Source organism: Marivirga sericea, assembly GCF_900177665.1.
GTDB classification, from domain to species: domain Bacteria; phylum Bacteroidota; class Bacteroidia; order Cytophagales; family Cyclobacteriaceae; genus Marivirga; species Marivirga sericea.
Map to the genome: position 1 here is coordinate 524,766 of NZ_FXAW01000001.1, position 17,079 is coordinate 541,844.

Consider the following 17,079-nt stretch of genomic DNA (forward strand, 5'->3'; position numbering starts at 1 on the left):
ATAACAGAAAATCAAGTTAAGGATGTAGCTGATAATCCCGAAAAAACTGAATTATCAGGTTCTGCATTGATAGGAAATATGAATGGGGATGGTGCAGCAATTGAGGGGTACGGAGCTGCGAATGAGATAGATGTTTCAATTATGCAGAATTTATTAGGTGTAAGTATGCCAGGAGGAGCACCTGAAGCATTAGGTGAAAGAATTAGTACTGCTGTATCTGGAGCGGAAAAGCTGGTAGAAGGGGCTATTCAAACCTACAATGAAATTGGCAAGAGTGTTCAAACTAAACCTATTGAAACATCATCAACACCTGGTCGAGCAGTCACATATCCTTTTATGAAAGATGGTGATTCTTCCACTGCTGTTATTAAAACTTACTTGTCACCCCAAAGAGGAAGGTCATATTTTAGAAGTGATACTGTTGAATTAAAATATAATAATAATGAGAAATAAACCTGTTATTCTAATAGCCTTTGTGTTTTTACTGGGTTGTTATACTGAGTCCGAAAAACAAAAAAAATATTACGAGACTGGAGAATTAATGATTGAAGAATTTACCCAAAATGATACTTTGTTTTATCAAGAATATAATAAAAATGGCAATTTAAGTAAACAAAGGCAATCATTTAATAAATTTAATTTAGTAAGAAAATTTAATGATGAAGCTCCACAGCAATTAATGTACAAATTTGCCAGGATGAATGACACAATCACATACGCAGTTAAATATGATGAAGCCGGTTATAAGATTGATTCTTTAGTTAAGAGTAAATTAAATATTAATATTACTTCGGATGTAGATACTTACAGTGTAGGTGATACTGCTAATATAAAAATAAAAATGATCGACCGTAATTATGATGATCAATCAATAAATCTGGTTGAAGATTTTAATGTAAATAGTTTATTTTCTTTTGAAAATTATAGGTCACGCGACCATGAAATAGATCTTGAATTTTTATGTGATTCTAAAGGTGAAAATATATTAAGAATAATTTACTATGACACGTCTTTTGAAATGGTAGAACAACTAGGAGATTCTGCTTTTTATGGCTACAGATATGGATTGTTCGATTTTATTGAATACTCTTATATTGTAGAATAATATCCCTGTTCCCGCCATGTTTTACATGTTGGTAATTAAGAAATAGCGAAACCCCAAGCTTTTAGAGAGGCTTGGGGTTTATATTTTAAGAAGCTTTAAGGGCAGATGAGATGTTTTAGCAATATCTTTTATCCCGCCTGACATATTGATTTTATCGTGCCATGTTTTTTCTTGTACGACCCTTATGCTTAAGAAGTAATTAATGCCTAATAAAATATGGCTGATTATTGCCATTGGCAACGGCATAAGATGCTGTATTGGAAACCATACTTAAGCTTTATCTTTTGGGTGGAGCTTTTTTTGTGGATGATAGATTAAGTTGGGTGATGGTATAGAGGGAGAGTTGTTGCTGTAATAGCATGGTGCCTCCGGCACCATGGCCTGATTGCAACAAAGTGGCAATGTATTGTGTACCTAATATAAGACATCAATAATATTTTTGATGTAGGTTTATGAATTTAGATGCTCACAATGTTGGTTTTGTATATGCAATAATATATGTTTGTAAAAGAAAAAGGGCTTTAAGCCCTCTTTCGTTCTCTAATTTTGCTTCGACCTAAAGAATAAGAACACTTCCCATATAAAGTGTATTATTCCTAGAGCCAAAGCACATTCATCTGTGCTCATAGGCGTTTGGGTTTAGGTAAAACATTTATAAAATGGAGCTAGGTTAAGTATTGCCGTACTTGACCTTTTTCTTTGTACCAAATTTAATAAATAAAACTGCTACTTCTAATAAGGAACATTTATTTACAGAGGTCTGTGGATAACTTCATATAGTATTAGTAGACAGTTACTTACGTGTCTTTTCTTGATTTGTACTTAGGCTTAGAGTTACGTAGAATGAGGTTGAAAATAAATGTAAAAACTTTTAAACAGTCCTAAGCAGCAAAACTTTGCACTTATTCAAGAATGTGAGGCGTTTAATGCTTATTTAGATATTAACTATAGCTTCTTGGATGTTTAACTAAGAGTTTTTTTTAGGAACAATAAGTTCTTATATTTCAAGCAAGGCAAGCGTTTAAAGCAAGCAAAGTAAGCGATTAATAGCTTATTACTGAATTTAAGGATATATTTAAGAGTTTTATGCTTGTTTTTTTCATTCATTTATATGAGATATGCTTGCATCTATAAAATATCGAAAAACTACCTTATAAGTGTATTAGCGTGCAAAATAAATATATGATAAATACAATAGTTGAATTATTTATATGTCATAATATGCTCTAATACCATAAAATAATTATCAACATCGAAATAAGCGTTATTCAAGGCATGTTCCAGAAATGAATGAATTAGGAATGGATGTTGTAAATTAAAACTACTGATCATTAATAATGATATGCTGAGATACGATAGAATACTAGCCAACGCCATAGCCATTAAGCTAAAGCTCCAGTATGGACAGGAGTTAACTGCTCAGCATATGGCATATCTCGAATGAGTAAGGAAGATATGCAAAGGCGATAGAAGACTGAGATAGAACATTCAGTCATGGTTTTATGGTAATGTTGCTGTGGGTCATGGTGCCGGAGGCACCATGACCCACAGCAACATGTACTACTAGATAATACCCAGCTCATAATAGTCGTTTGTTTCCTTCACGAAGTGTAGAATTCCTTCACGTTTCATCATCTGATACTCTGCTTCATTCATCCCCCGTTCCCGCCATGTTTTACATAGTGGTGATAAATGCATTAAGAAATAACCAAACCCCTTGCTTTTAGAGAGGCTTGGGTGTTTTATTGATTAAGCATGGTCTTGCCTGATTTGCCGTTCAATCAAGCTTATAATAAAATCATGATTACCCACCCGTTTCTGTTGATTACACTCTGGGTCAGAACAGAGCCAGTCATTTGCTGATTGAAATTTAGTTAGCATCAAATCATGAATGGAACAATAAAGGGCACATTCTTCATTATTACGATTGGTGTTTAGAGTTATACCATCTTTACTTTAGAAATAACTATATCTAGCTTCGCAATTATCATTTAAAGGAAGAACTCCTATTGTTTCAATAGTTCCAGTCCGTTCGCAAAGCTTCGATAACACCTATAGAATAAAGATTGTACTAAGTAAAGATTGTACTAAGTTTGGTTACAGGTATCAAATAAAAGGGTACTGAATAAGATAATTTTTCAACTATCTAATGATATAAAGAGCCAAGTTGCACAAGGGCATTTTCAAGCCCTATGGTAGTGACACTAAATGGCTGAAAATCTACAACCTGCGGGAAGTCCAATACCTTGCAGGTCACCGCTGCATCAGCGGTACAGAAAGCTATTTACAGAATGATATGGAAGGCTTGCAGGAAGAAGTACAGCAGTTCCATCCAATGGGATGAATCAATTACAAAAATAAATCGTTACTTTGTATGAAAATAATATCAATTATGGGAGCACCTAAGATCAAAGAAGAACTCTACCATTTTATTGAAGAAGGAGATGCTAAGCTTATAAAAATGCTTTACGCTGTAGCTAAAGAGTATACCAAAGATGATTATACTTTATCGGGCAAACCTATGACGGCAAATCAATTAAAAACAAGGGTCAGGGATGCCAAAGCAAGAATAGCGAAAGGTCAATATACTACCCAAGATGATCTTGAAAAAGAGATGCAGGAATGGTAAAGAAAAAGTTGGATATTATCTGGGATGATGAAGCAAAAAAATCATTAAGAAGTATTTACAGCTACATTAAAAAAAGAGAATCCATTGACGTAGCCAAGAAAGTCAGAAATGAAATAGTTGCACGATCTAAGTCCTTGAGCGATTTTCCTGAGAAATTTGAAGAAGAGCCAAATTTAAAGGATGAACTTGGTAATTATCGTTATAAAGTAATATGGAGCTATAAAATAATTTACGAGATTACCAGTAAAGCAATCTTAATCCTTGATATTTTTCATACAAGCAGAGACCCCTCAAATATTAAGAAAAGGAAATAACCCCTAGTGAAAATCTTTGAATCAACTCCACCAAAAAGAAGTTAGGACAGGGCAGTAGTTGTTCCCGCACGGGCGGGATCATGCCGTGAGTGGTTCAATACGAGAGTGAGCAATTTATTGTTCCTTCCCCATCGAGGGGTCGGAAAAATACTTGGTGAAGCGGTGTGTTGCTAAGACTGTTGTCTGGAAAAATTCAAACCTGCCTGCCGGCAAAGGCAGGTCCTCCCGCCTTAAACCGCTCCACAATTAAAAGAATACCATGATGGTTTAATGATGTTTTGCACTGCTGAAAAGGCAGAGCTGAAAGCGCACGTTAGGAAAGTGAAGTGGTTCCAGTAAATTGTTGTGGTTGTTTTATTGATCAGAATACTTACTGCGCTCTGACAAATTTCTTACATTTAATAAAGGGGTGCAGTTCACTTGGATCATTTTTTTGAAGAGCAAATGCCCTACAAATCCCACGCACGTCCAAAGCTTTTATCCTCCGAAAAAACGTCAAGAATTTTTGTAAATCGGAGTATTAAAAAATTGTCTTCCGAAATTAAAACCCCTCATCATACCTTTGAATTGCTTAAAAAGCAAAAAAGAAGTGACTTTATGGAAATGATTAAAAGCCTATAAGAATCCATCTTCTGTAAAAGGAAAAAGGGCGAAACCCCTTTTGGCAGAATGAAGCCCTTTAGGGCAAAACAAACATTTATTGTGATGGGAAAAGAAGAACGAATACGAATCAGAGTGCTTTGGATGAGCTTTGAAATTAATAACCGTGGAAAACAAAACATCAAGATTTTAGCCCTCTTGTTAGGGTTTTAGCTTACAGTTATGGCATTACTAAAACATTAAAACTATCTTGAAAGCTTAAATGGAATGCTTTTAGAAATTTTTATTGCTTTACAGACACTTCATTACTTAGTGTTTATTCTGTGACTGAGCAACGATATGAAAAATACGATTGCTGAATATGGAGAATTTTTTGAAAAAAGATCATCCGAAATTTAAATAGAATTTAAAATATAGCGCAAAATTAAAGGCTGTCCGTTTCGAAGGCAGCCTTTTTTATAGATATTCCATAAAAATACTATTTAGGGTTGAAAATCAAACTTTAGAATACTTTGTAGAAACTTTTGTTTCCTGAAGCCATAATGAAATCCGCTTTTGTCATTAGTCTAGTTAAGAAGGCATTATTCTCATCTTCTATTTGATGACTTCCTTGGTATACAACTTCATCGTCTTCTCCCAAAACAACTATAATTTCAGTATTTGCACATTCCAAAATTCCTTCATCTCTTAATGTGCTTTCAATTTTGCTGAATTCTGAATCTAATTCGATCAATGTATATAGCTCTATATCAGCATAATAAGGGTTTTCAGGTGACTTTTCAGTACTTGCAAAGGCTGTAACATTGGTTGCAATGCTCATTACTAATGTTAAAGCAATCATTTTGGCGGTGGTCTTAATCGTTTTCATTTTTCTAGATTTTTTGTTAAAATATTATTTAGTTATTGTTTCTATAGCTAAGATGCTGCCAGAAATTAATTAGTTGCAGATAGGCCTTTGAAGTGCTTAAAGGCAGTATTTGAAATGTAGATTAAAACTCAATGTTCACTAATGAACACTATTTTATCCACTTTCGGACAAAATCATACATAATTATGTGGATTGTTCTTCAAGGAAACATGATATCCATTGCTGAATAAATTTAAATACATTAATAAAGCGTAAATAAGATCTAGGGCTATTCTCTTTTTTGAGTAGTGAATTAGTTTGCATTAGAATTTATTAAATAGCATAGTGAAGCGCTTATTTTTTCGTTACTGCATCCTTATACTAAAAAATGTCAGCTCGTCTTCGTTTGTAACGAGAATGCTTAAACCAAGCATTTGCAATGCTTACAAGGAATAATTTATTTAAACGTAGTAGCTGTTTCTCAAAAATCATTTCTTTGTGGGATAAACTAACAGGCAGATAATTAATCAAAACTATGTCTGGCGACCGATATAAAACAACAGATCAAAATGCTTTATATTTTGTAACATTCACAGTGGTAAATTGGATAGTTCTGTTTACCAGAAGAAATTATAAAATTAAAGTAGTAAATTCATTTAATTACTGTATTCAACAGAAAAGATTAAAAGTATATGCTAGGTGTTTGATGAGTAATCATCCCGATTAGTCGGGACAGGTAATCCATTTAATAGTAGCTGCAAATAAAGGATTTCAATTATCTGATCTTATCAGAGATTTCAAGAAATTAAGTGCCAAGCGTATCCTAAAGATGATAGAAACCGAAGCTGAAAGCAGAAGAGAATGGATGCTGCAACAGTTTAATTTTGAAGGCTTTAAATTGCAAAGAATCAAGAAGTACAAGTTTTGGAAAGACGATAATCACGCTATAGAATTAACAACCAAAATGATAGAAAGGAGAGTTGTATATAGTAAACAGAATCCTGTAAAAGCTTTAATTGTTGATCTTGCAGAAGATTATGTATATAGTTCAGCAAGAGATTATTCTGGAAGGACAGGCCTAGTACAGATTAGCTTTTTGAGTTGAAAACTCATAGTTTAGGAATCCTGGTTACAAACGAGGACTAATAAGAGTAAGGTGGTACCCAGAAAAATATTAATTATATGGATAGATATTCAATTATAAAATTAATTAGCACGATTTCTTTTATTGGAATTGCAGTTACAGTGGTTTTAAGTGTTTTTTTTAAAGCAAATGTAAGTAGTACTATAAATAGTTTAATAACATTTTTATTAGTAGTTTTTTTGGTAACGGCAGGTGTCAGTGAATTATTAATCAGAAAAATAAAAAAATGAGGTCTTTTATTGGTAAAGTAGCATATCATTCTTGTTAAATTATTAGAATATTATTTGTTGTCATTTTATCTTTCCTAGCATTGTCACATGATTTTATTTTTTAAGAAGGTAATATTCCTGTACTAATAATTTATTTTGGTTAATCACTGGTATGTATATTGGATATATAATTGCATGTTATTCTTTTAAATTCCTTAACAGTAAAAGTATTAAGAATTATTTACCCCTAAATTGATTTTTAAAAGTCAAAAATCAGTTTAGAATTATACTATATGAAAATACTTCGCCAAGGAGTTTACACTTTTCTTTAAGCTCGATTTAAATCTGTTGAAATAATTGAAGTTTTTCAATCGAAAAGAGTCCTTCCTTATGTGCTATAATTCTACCTATAGCAAAATTAATTTTACAATTGAAGTGGGGTTAAAACTGAAAAGCTAAGCGGGCAATAGGATCGGGCCAATAAGTAGTAAATAATTTATTTTTACGAAAGCTGTAGATTTAGGAGTAATGCATGTAGCGACACGGAAACACGGTAAATAACCCTCTTAAACCGATCAAAATAGCATAGATCTATTCATCTGTAAAGGATGTTGATACATCTAAAATCATTCATGACAAATTTTCCTCTTTTATCAGAATTATGTAATTAAAACTAAAAATAGGTATTTTTTAGAATGATAGATTTACTTATGTTTGCCGTTTGATATAAACATTTTATGAAGACAACATTACTCTCGTTACTAATTGCAATTTTTACTTTTGTTAATACTTTATCAGGCCAGGTTCAAGAATGGCAAGATGTAAGTCCATTTCCAGGTGCTGGCCGCGATGGTTCAGTCAGCTTTGTGATTGGAGAGACAGCTTATGTTGGTCTGGGAGTTATATATGATACTTACAGTACTTATCAGAACGATTTTTATAAGTACGATGTCCAGAACGATGAATGGACTGCAATTGCTGATTTTCCTGGTGCAGCGAGAGCTAGTGCAGTAGCATTTGTAGCTAATGATAAAGCCTATGTAGGAACTGGATACGATGCGGATAATAGCTTTGCTGATTTTTATGAGTACGATCCTGCTACAAACAGTTGGAATCCTATTGCGAGTATTCCAGAAGCTAGAAGATCAGCATCTTCCTTCACGATTGATAATACAGGTTATGTTGGTTTAGGTAGTGGTAGCAGCAGTCAGTTAAGCGATTTTTATAAATATGATGCCATTTCAGATCAATGGACTCCCATAACTGGAGTTGGAGTTGGAATGGAGAGGGTAGGCGCCATAGGTTTTGCAGCTAATGGAAAAGGATACATATCTTCGGGTCAAAGATTTGACGGGGGAACATTCGTTTATCAAGATATTCTTTCTTATGATCCCAATTCTGATACTTGGGTCGAAGAATTGGATTATAATATTAACCTAAGCAGCTTGATGTCTAACACAGCTTATGTGGATGAAGATGGTTTAGTACATGTTTTAAAGTCAAGTTCAAGCAATTCGGAAGTGATTATTAATCTATCTGATTTTTCTGTCAGGAGTGAAGATTATTATTTCACAGACGATCGTGACGACCCTATTGTTTTATATATCAATAATGAGGTGATAGCAGGTTTGGGTGCAACAGGGAATATCTTTGATCCTGTTTATCAAACATCATTTCAAAAGTTGGTCACTATAGAACCTCCTTTGCCACCTGTTTTAAATAGTGCAGCATATGAGTCCACTACTGCTGGAGAATCAATAAAGATTAAATGGACAAATAATGATACTGATCACGATGGAAATTTAATTTATGCAAAGAGCGAATACGATACCAAATTTCAATTAATTGATGAGGTGGAAGCAAACTTTACTGAATATAGTATTTCCAATAATAAACTGTCTCCTAACAATCGGTATTTGGTCAAGGTTGTGGCACATAATGGACTTGCTGAAGCGCCCTCTAATCAATTAAGTTTTTATTCGATCTTTAGAAACGGGCGAATGAATACGCCTGACATTGTATCAATTACAGCTAATGACTCATTTCAAATGAAAGAAATGAAAATTATAAATCACGACTTGCCGGCAAGTGTTATACTAGAAAGAAGAATTAATGATTCTCCTTTTTCAGAAGTCGATACTCTGGGTGTAGCAGAAGGGTTTTCAAAGAGTACTACATTTAGTTTTTCTGATACTTATTTTGGCAATGCTAATACAGTAGATTATAGAATAAGATTGTTTGATGAATCGGGTGTAAGAAGCCCTTCTTTTGTTTCGGAGCATGTCAGCTTGGATTTAAGTGGACTATCACCTTCCATATATGATTTTAATGTTTCTGAAGTCAATGCTTCTGATCGATCTTTTGCTGTTAAATTCAATGCTGTCAGTTTTATAAACATTGATAATTTAATTGTGCAGCACAGAAATTTTGGCGATTCAGCTTTTATAAATGATACGATTGAAAACAATGATTTGCGAATATATTTAGAGGAAGAAATGGATTCTATTGAAGCGCGAGTAATTGGTTCTAATGAGTTTGGATCTGATACAACTGATTTGCTTCCGGTCTATACCACCTTGTTGGTTCCGTATGGTTTAGAGCAATCATATTCCTCAGTAAATACAATTGGATTCAGTTTTAATAATAGGGGTCGAGTACAAGATGGAGTACTTGTGGAACGTTCTATTAATGGTGGCAGTTTCGAATCATATGATTCCATAACGGCAACCAGTGAGGTTTACTATGATGAAAATGTGGAGGAAGGAAATAGCTATTCGTACAGATTATTTAACTACAATAAAGATGTCACCTCCAAGAAGTCAAGTTCATTAACGCTTAAGGCTAGCAATATGGGGGTATGGAAGAAATTTAATGGGGATGGGTTGAAAACTGAAATAGACTCGTTAGTTAGATTCTCTATGAATTACAAGGTATTTGACGGCGGTAATATATATTTTCTAAGCACAGATTCTCAAAAATTATACAAATACAATTTGGATGACTTAACCTTAACAAGTTTAGAGGATCTTCCAGATAATGAATATTTTAATATCCAGCCACCTGTAATTCATAATGGAAAAATATACATTTTCATAAGACAAAATGCTAATTACGAAATTGTTGAAGATGTTCTTGTTTATGATATAGAAAATAACATCTGGACAACTGATTTTACACATCCCTTTAAAGGTTATGTAGTAAATTCTACTACAAGTATAGATGATAAGTTGTATTTAACGATGTCATCAACTGATTCAAAGCTAGCTATTGGAAGTTTTAATTCTTTCACTAGTAAATGGAATAAAACCGACTATGAAACTAATAGTAGTACTGCTGATTTTGTTACGTACAAGGGCGATTCATTAATAATTTTTCATGGTTTTTATGACGGAAGAACTGCTTATCATTTTGAAACTAAAGAAATTACCATCGATAAAGAGATTTATGGTTATAATTCAAATTCCTCTTTAAGGTTTGAATCAACTGCTATTACCACTTATAATAATGAATTAGTGCAATTCAAAGGTGATAATATTTATAGAATAGATGCCAATACAGCTCCCTTTTTGTTTAAAGGGGAATATTTTCCAGCAGCGCAGGATAAAAGAAATTCGAGTGATCCGACATATGCATTTACGTACAATAATAAATTATTTTATGGTCTTTCACGTATCTCGGTATCTAAAAGCATCGATGGTGAGTGGAATAGGTATATTTCATCGGATTTATTGTATTTTAGAGATAATACTGCACCTTTAGAACCTGCAAATCTCAAGGTGGATAGTCTAGGTATTACAGATGCCAAAATATCATGGATTGACTCTCCTAATGATGATGGATATTATTTAGAGTTTTCTTCCTATGACAGTATTTATGTTACTGATACATTATCTAAAGATCAGATTCAGTATGAAGTGACTGGTTTGGATCCAGATAGAAATTGGAGTGTGAAATTAAAGGCAATTAGGGATGGTATTGAAGGAAATCCAGTGCTATTGTCGTTCAAGACGAAAAGAGGTCGTCCATATCGTCCTAAAAACTTTGAATCTGAAGCCGTTTCATCATCTGAAATTTTATATACATGGGATCCTATTGACACTACTGAAATACCAGTAGATTCATTAGTGTTCATAGATTATAATGCTGACAAATATGTATTAAATATTTCTGATACCTCATTTTTATATACTGGTTTAGAAGAAAATTCAACACCATCTGTTGATTTATATGTTAAAAATATCTATGGTTCAGAAAGTGCATGGTGGAGTAATAGAGCAAGAACCTTTTTGAATAGCCCTTTTATTAAGAATGTGGAGATTCATCAAACGGAAGAGTATTATGACCTAATCTTTGAAGATAGATCGAGGTATGAAAACTATTATATGATTTATAGAAAGTCTCCTTCCGACACTTCATTTGTGAAAATAGATTCGATAAGTACAGAGTACAATACCATTGCTGAAGAAGGCCTCAACTATGAAGACAAAAATGCAGATTTAAGTATTCAATATGAATATTATCTAGTCGCTGAATATCAGGGAGTTGATGAGTTTACTGATACCACTTATTACTATACATATGTATCCTTACCATCTGAGAATTATTCAACAGAAAATGCGGTTTTGTCTGTTAATCCATATCTAGATGCGAATATTTCTTTTTATCCAAACCCAACTGAGCATGAGTTCTTTATACAATTGGAAAGTGATGTAGTAATTAGGAGAATTGAAGTGCTCAATGTAAACGGAAGTTTGTTAAAAAGCTTTGAAGTAAATACTTCTTATACGATTTCCGATTTAAATGATGGCTTATATTTTATAAAAATTTACACGGATCAAGGCGAAACCACTAAGAAACTAATTAGGCGATAATTGGAGCTGTGAAATTGAAAATGCCACTGATTTATTTCAGTGGCATTTTTTGATTACGATTTTTAAAATTCTTACTCTTCTGTAATCGTTACCTTCTCCATTACATCCCCCTGACGAATTTCATCAATAATGTCCAAACCTTCATATACTTTTCCGAAGGCCGTGTGCTTTCCATCTAAGTGCTGAGTATTTTGCCTACTGTGGCAGATAAAGAATTGAGAACCGCCTGTGTTTTTTCCAGCATGTGCCATAGATAAAACACCCTTTTCGTGGTACTGCTTATCTCCATCAGTTTCGCAATCTATAGAATAGCCAGGGCCACCTGCTCCCGTGCCATCAGGACAGCCACCTTGCACTACGAAATCAGGTATAACTCTATGAAATGTTAAACCATCATAGAATCCGTCTTTCGCTAGTTTATGAAAATTCTTTACGGTATTAGGCGTTGCATCATCATAAAATTCAATTTTTAATGTGCCCTTTTTAGTTACTATTTCTGCTTTGCTCATATTTATAAAATGTTAATTGTAATGAAATTCGTTGAAGAAAGTAAAAGTTCAATTAAATGCTATTTCTTTGCCAAACCAGCTGCTGAGTATCGGCCATTTCAGTAATGATATTTGCGGCTTTTAGTGTGTAAACAACATTTTTTAGCATTTTATTGCTAACCCATCCATCAGTTGCCCACTCTGTAGCATGATACCATTTTGCAGCATCTTCTTTTTTAATATTAAATCTTTCACTCACCATATCTACAGCCTCTTCGTTTTCCATAAACATGGCCGATGTACGCTGGATTTGTCTCAATACTCTTGAAATATCTTTTGGTCTTTCATTAATAATATCCTGGTGCGCTGCTAGTACAAAACAAGGCCATGGTGTTACGTATTCGCCAATTCTTTTCAGTTCGCCTCTTTCGACATAGGGTTTAGTGGTATACTTTTCCCAATAGAAAACATCGGTTTCTTGATTTTGAAGTGAATTTAGAGCAGTTTTTAGGTTATTGATTATATGAAATTGAGATTCCTCAATCTTTTTGTCATTGTTTAAAGCATCTACTATAGGCATTAAGTGTGAGCCTGAACCGAATCTGCTTATAGCGAATCGTTTATCATAAATCTCTTTATGGTCTCTGATTGGATTTTCAGTTCCGCTATGAATTCCCCAAATTAAAGGACTTTTTACATATCCACTTATGATTTTAGCAGGAACTCCTTGTAAGATGCCACTCACGATTCCTTCCGTAAGAATAGCACAAATATCCACTTCATTATTGATGAGCGCTTCCCTCATTTCTCCTGTTCCGCCTTCAAAAGTTTTCCACTCCACTTTTAGGCCTTCATTTTCTATAGCACCTGATTCGATCGCTAAATGAATAGGGGTGTTATAATGCTCGGGTACTCCACCAATTCTTATTGTTTTACTCACAACTTCATTCTTTTTTTGAGTGTACAAACATACAATCTTTCTGTTTTGAAATAATGGAAAATTGAAGCTTTTGTTCAAATTTCCATTCATATTGACATTTATGTTACACTTTTTAATACGATTTTCCGTTCTTCGCAGGATAATTCATTCGCATGCCAAAAAAGAAGAAAAGAAAAACTTTTAAAAGTAAGATCATTAAATATTTATCCCTGATTCTGGTAGCAGGAATATTACTGGTGATTCTATTTTTTTACGGTGTTAAGGCAGGCCTATTCGGAAAATTGCCGGATGAAAAATTGTTGTCTAATATAAAAAATGCTCAAGCCTCCGAAATCCTGGATGAGAATGATGAAAATATTGGTTTTTTATATCGCAGCTATCGCTCAAGTGTAGAATATGAAGACTTACCTCAGCATTTGATAGATGCTTTGGTAGCTACGGAGGATGCTCGCTTTTTTGAACATTCTGGTATTGATTATAGAAGTGTTTTTAGAGTTTTAGTTAAAACGATTATTTTGCAGGACCGATCAGCTGGGGGAGGTAGTACACTATCGCAGCAGCTTGTAAAGAATTTATTTCCGCGAGAGTATGATCACAAATTCGAGATCTTAATTATAAAAATAAAAGAGTCCATTGTTGCACAAAGGTTGGAGGAGATTTATTCGAAGGAAGAGTTACTCGCCTTATACTTGAATACAGTTAGTTTTCCTGATAATACTTTTGGAATAGAAGCGGCCTCTCAAACTTTTTTTAATAAGCATGTGAGCAAATTGTCGATAGATGAAGCTGCTGTTTTAGTAGGAAGTCTGAAGGCAACTTATACTTACAATCCCAGAATATTTCCTGAGAATAGTTTTCAAAGGAGAAATGTAGTGCTCTCTCAGATGCATAAATATGATAAAATTGATCAAGAAACCTATGAAAACACTATTAAGAAGAAAATAGCGCTTGAGTATCAACCCATCAAGTCGGATAAGGGAATAGCTCCTTACTTTAGAGAGCAAGTTAGACAAGAATTAGTAAAGTGGGCTGAGAGATACGAGAAAGAAACGGGAGAATCGATCGATATTTACGGAGATGGTCTAAAAATTCATACTACTCTCAATAAAAAAATGCAATTATATGCAGAATCCGCAATGAGGACCCATATGCAGGATTTGCAAAAGGCTTTTGAAGACAATTGGGGTAATCTAGCTCCGTGGAAGAAAAAGGCTATTTATGGGGAGTATATCAAGAGATCTCATCATTTCCAAGCATTGAAAAAGCAAGGTAAAACGGCCGAAGAAATACAGATAATTCTAAATCAAAAGAAAGAAATGCAGGTGTTTGATTGGTCTGGGTCAGATGTGCAGACTATGAGCGTGATCGATAGTATTCAACATGCTTTAAAAACCTTACAAGCAGGATTCTTGGTTATGGAACCTGGATCTGGAGCTATCAAGGCATGGGTAGGAGGGATTGATTTTGAATACTTTAAATATGATCATGTTAAGCAAAGTAAGCGACAAGTAGGTTCGACTTTCAAACCTTTGGTTTATATGGCTGCTTTAGAACATGGAGTGGAACCATGTGATTATTTTCCGGCAAAAGCAGTTTCTTATGAAAATCTAGAAGGTTGGAAGCCGACTAATAGTGATGATGAAGATTATGATTACATAAATGTAAGCATGCAAGAGGCTTTAAGGAAATCAATGAATACTGTTTCAGTAAAGATTTTGGAACAGACGGGGATTCCTTCTGTGATCGATTTGGCCAAAGCAATGGGTATCAAATCGCAAATACCCGAAGTGGCCTCTTTAGCGCTAGGAACTGCCGAACTTAGTATGCTGGAATTAGCAACGGCTTATTCGTCTTTTTTGAATAATGGGATAGCATCTGAGCCAATTATTATAGAGAAAATTACAGATGGATCTGGCAAAGTTTTAGCTGATTTCAATGCTAACAATCAGTATGAAAAAGCTTTTTCATCATTAAACCAGGAACTAATGCTGGAGATGATGCAGGAAGTTGTGAATTCGGGAACGGCATCTCGCTTAAGATGGAAGTACAAACTGAAGAATGACATAGCTGGTAAGACAGGCACGACCCAAAATAATCGTGATGGCTGGTTTGTGGGCTTGCTACCTAATTTGGTAACACTTAGCTGGACTGGTTCTGATAACGGAAGTATTGGCTTTAGAAGTACATCTATTGGACAAGGAGCTAATTCAGCCTTGCCAATATTTGGGCTTTGGATGCAGAAAGTGAATGCAGATGCGAGCTTGAATAGTTATAGCCGAAGCCAATTTAGTCCATTAACTGAGAAAGCCTCAAAATTATTAGACTGCCCACCAATTAAAGAAGATGGATTCTTCAAAAAATTATTCACTAATCCTGATAAAGAGAAAAGCAAGAATTTTGATGAAGACGGAAAAGAGAAAAAAGGACTTTTTAATAAAATCAAGAAATTATTTAAAAAGGACGATTAATAGCTTATTTCTATTTGTAATCTAACCTAACTTTGACCTAAAAAACGAAGTTTTTAATTATTAAATGCTGCTTTGTGAACTGTGAACACCCAAAAGGAGGATTTGCTGAAGCTGCTATTAAGTAGAATATGCCTATTTTTTCATCCTATTCATATTTGTAGATAACATAGTACTATATCGCACTAGGTATTTTTATAGTTTATATAAGGTAATTACTAAAATTTAAACTAAACTATAATAACTATGGCTAAATGCTTTGCACTAATGGGTTGGAGTTTACCCGTAATTGAAAGTATGCAAAAACTCAATAAACCTTATGTGGTTGTATCATTTCCAGATTTCGAAAATTATGCTAAAGAGCATGATATTCCCTTCGTTTCTTATCAATTTGATGAATGGAGTGATACGTCCAATTCAATAGATTTGCATGAGAAATTAAAGCCTTTTGACGTAGATGTAGCTGTTCCATTATTTGAGGAAACAGTTGAATGGGCTGGTGCTTTAAATTCTATTTATAGAGATGATCCTCGAGTTTTGAACCGCGCTTTCTTATTTAGAAATAAAGCGATGATGAAGCGGAAAGCATTAATTGGAGGTCTTAGAGTTGGCCTTTTTGAAGAAGTTTACAATAAGGAAGGCGTTAAAGCCTTTATGAAAAGATTAAATCAAGCTAATCTTCAAATAGAAAATGAAGAAGATAGTTGGGTACATGTTAAACCCTTTGCTTCAGCAGGAACAGTGGGACACAGATTATTACGTTCCATGAGTGATGTTGATGAAAAATGTCAAGAAGAAGATTTCCCTTGTTTAGCAGAAAGTCACTTGCCTGGAAAAGAGTTTTCTTGCGAAGCCTACATTCACAAAGGAAAAATCAGGTTTTTAAACATCACCGAGTATGTGAAATTAGGATATTCTAATTTTATACCTGAAGGTAACCACCTACACACGAAGCGCGATAGAATCATGAAGGAGATGCAGAAGTTGGTTGATTTATTCGGTATAGAGTATGGAATGATTCATCCAGAGTGGTTCTTGACCGAAGATGATACCTTGAGTTTTGGTGAGGTAGCTTGTCGTATTCCAGGCGGCCACATATTGGAACTTGCAGGGAAGGCGTACGATTTTGACGCTCTAGGGGCATTTGTTTTATGCCATGATCCTAACATTACAGAAGAGGAATTAGATGAAATATTACCTCCTTTGGATGCAAGGCCTAAAAACTTCTATGGAAACGTAATGATCTATCCTCATAAAAAGCAGATTTCTAAATTAGAAATACCTGACGAGTTGAAAGAGGAGCCTTATTTCTTAGATCACAATTTGGTACCACCAATGAGCGGTCAAAAAATAAGTGATAGAGATGGTTTCGGTAACCATTTTGGTACAGTGAACTTTAAGGGAGAAGATCCCGATAGAATGGAGGAATTATTATTGCATTATGAGAATGTAGATTTCTACCATTAA

General features: G+C 34.2%; 12 protein-coding genes. 9 read left to right on the plus strand and 3 right to left on the minus strand.

What is annotated here, in order from left to right:
• Positions 1-66 precede the first annotated feature (66 nt).
• The 4 genes from B9Y84_RS02060 to B9Y84_RS02075 all read left to right on the plus strand — a co-directional run bounded on the left by B9Y84_RS02060 (position 67) and on the right by B9Y84_RS02075 (position 4,048).
• On the plus strand, positions 67-453 hold the full coding sequence (locus B9Y84_RS02060; protein WP_139827922.1) for a hypothetical protein: 387 nt from the start codon (positions 67-69) through the stop codon (positions 451-453).
• Complete coding sequence (locus B9Y84_RS02065; protein ID WP_085515433.1) at positions 443-1,105, plus strand: hypothetical protein; 663 nt, start codon at positions 443-445, stop codon at positions 1,103-1,105. The genes B9Y84_RS02060 and B9Y84_RS02065 overlap by 11 nt, the downstream gene beginning before the upstream one ends.
• A 2,374-nt stretch (positions 1,106-3,479) precedes the next feature.
• Complete coding sequence (locus B9Y84_RS02070) at positions 3,480-3,734, plus strand: hypothetical protein (RefSeq protein WP_139827923.1); 255 nt, start codon at positions 3,480-3,482, stop codon at positions 3,732-3,734.
• Entirely contained in the window at positions 3,728-4,048 is a 321-nt protein-coding gene (locus B9Y84_RS02075; protein WP_085515435.1) for a type II toxin-antitoxin system RelE/ParE family toxin, read from the plus strand. The genes B9Y84_RS02070 and B9Y84_RS02075 overlap by 7 nt, the downstream gene beginning before the upstream one ends.
• Before the next feature lie 1,102 nt (positions 4,049-5,150).
• On the opposite strand, the gene B9Y84_RS02080 is transcribed toward B9Y84_RS02075, so the two are convergent.
• Positions 5,151-5,516 carry a hypothetical protein gene (locus B9Y84_RS02080; protein WP_085515436.1) on the minus strand — a complete coding sequence of 122 codons (366 nt, stop codon included), beginning with the start codon at positions 5,514-5,516 and terminating at the stop codon, positions 5,151-5,153.
• Between the two features lie 808 nt (positions 5,517-6,324).
• Between B9Y84_RS02080 and B9Y84_RS02085 the strand changes: the two genes are divergently transcribed.
• From B9Y84_RS02085 to B9Y84_RS02095, 3 genes are all read left to right on the plus strand, one after another.
• On the plus strand, positions 6,325-6,600 hold the full coding sequence (locus tag B9Y84_RS02085; protein WP_085515437.1) for a hypothetical protein: 276 nt from the start codon (positions 6,325-6,327) through the stop codon (positions 6,598-6,600).
• A 77-nt stretch (positions 6,601-6,677) separates the two neighbouring features.
• Positions 6,678-6,869: a hypothetical protein gene (locus B9Y84_RS02090; RefSeq protein WP_085515438.1), complete on the plus strand. Its 192-nt coding sequence runs from the start codon at positions 6,678-6,680 to the stop codon at positions 6,867-6,869.
• Positions 6,870-7,585: 716 nt separating this feature from the next.
• The gene (locus B9Y84_RS02095) at positions 7,586-11,719 is read left to right on the plus strand and encodes a Kelch repeat-containing protein (protein WP_085515439.1); all 4,134 of its coding nucleotides are present in this window, start codon (positions 7,586-7,588) and stop codon (positions 11,717-11,719) included.
• Positions 11,720-11,790: 71 nt separating this feature from the next.
• On the opposite strand, the gene B9Y84_RS02100 is transcribed toward B9Y84_RS02095, so the two are convergent.
• On the minus strand, positions 11,791-12,228 hold the full coding sequence (locus B9Y84_RS02100) for a peptidylprolyl isomerase (RefSeq protein WP_085515440.1): 438 nt from the start codon (positions 12,226-12,228) through the stop codon (positions 11,791-11,793).
• A 52-nt stretch (positions 12,229-12,280) separates the two neighbouring features.
• Complete coding sequence (locus B9Y84_RS02105) at positions 12,281-13,147, minus strand: substrate-binding domain-containing protein (RefSeq protein WP_245830805.1); 867 nt, start codon at positions 13,145-13,147, stop codon at positions 12,281-12,283.
• Positions 13,148-13,299: 152 nt separating this feature from the next.
• Here B9Y84_RS02105 and B9Y84_RS02110 point away from each other — a divergent pair, with 152 nt between their 5' ends.
• Together B9Y84_RS02110 and B9Y84_RS02115 are read left to right on the plus strand one after the other, a co-directional pair.
• Positions 13,300-15,615, plus strand: coding sequence for a penicillin-binding protein 1A (locus B9Y84_RS02110; RefSeq protein WP_085515442.1), 2,316 nt, complete (start codon positions 13,300-13,302; stop codon positions 15,613-15,615).
• A gap of 243 nt (positions 15,616-15,858) precedes the next feature.
• Entirely contained in the window at positions 15,859-17,079 is a 1,221-nt protein-coding gene (locus B9Y84_RS02115) for an ATP-grasp domain-containing protein (RefSeq protein WP_085515443.1), read from the plus strand.

What these genes read in the sequence shown, in the direction of transcription:
- B9Y84_RS02070 (WP_139827923.1), top strand. Translation starts at nt 3,480, where the DNA reads ATGAAAATAATATCAATTATGGGAGCACCTAAGATCAAAGAAGAACTC.
- B9Y84_RS02085 (WP_085515437.1), top strand. Translation starts at nt 6,325, where the DNA reads ATGATAGAAACCGAAGCTGAAAGCAGAAGAGAATGGATGCTGCAACAG.
- B9Y84_RS02110 (WP_085515442.1), top strand. Translation starts at nt 13,300, where the DNA reads ATGCCAAAAAAGAAGAAAAGAAAAACTTTTAAAAGTAAGATCATTAAA.
- B9Y84_RS02065 (WP_085515433.1), top strand. Translation starts at nt 443, where the DNA reads ATGAGAAATAAACCTGTTATTCTAATAGCCTTTGTGTTTTTACTGGGT.
- B9Y84_RS02080 (WP_085515436.1), bottom strand. Translation starts at nt 5,516, where the DNA reads ATGAAAACGATTAAGACCACCGCCAAAATGATTGCTTTAACATTAGTA.
- B9Y84_RS02075 (WP_085515435.1), top strand. Translation starts at nt 3,728, where the DNA reads ATGGTAAAGAAAAAGTTGGATATTATCTGGGATGATGAAGCAAAAAAA.
- B9Y84_RS02115 (WP_085515443.1), top strand. Translation starts at nt 15,859, where the DNA reads ATGGCTAAATGCTTTGCACTAATGGGTTGGAGTTTACCCGTAATTGAA.
- B9Y84_RS02090 (WP_085515438.1), top strand. Translation starts at nt 6,678, where the DNA reads ATGGATAGATATTCAATTATAAAATTAATTAGCACGATTTCTTTTATT.
- B9Y84_RS02100 (WP_085515440.1), bottom strand. Translation starts at nt 12,228, where the DNA reads ATGAGCAAAGCAGAAATAGTAACTAAAAAGGGCACATTAAAAATTGAA.
- B9Y84_RS02095 (WP_085515439.1), top strand. Translation starts at nt 7,586, where the DNA reads ATGAAGACAACATTACTCTCGTTACTAATTGCAATTTTTACTTTTGTT.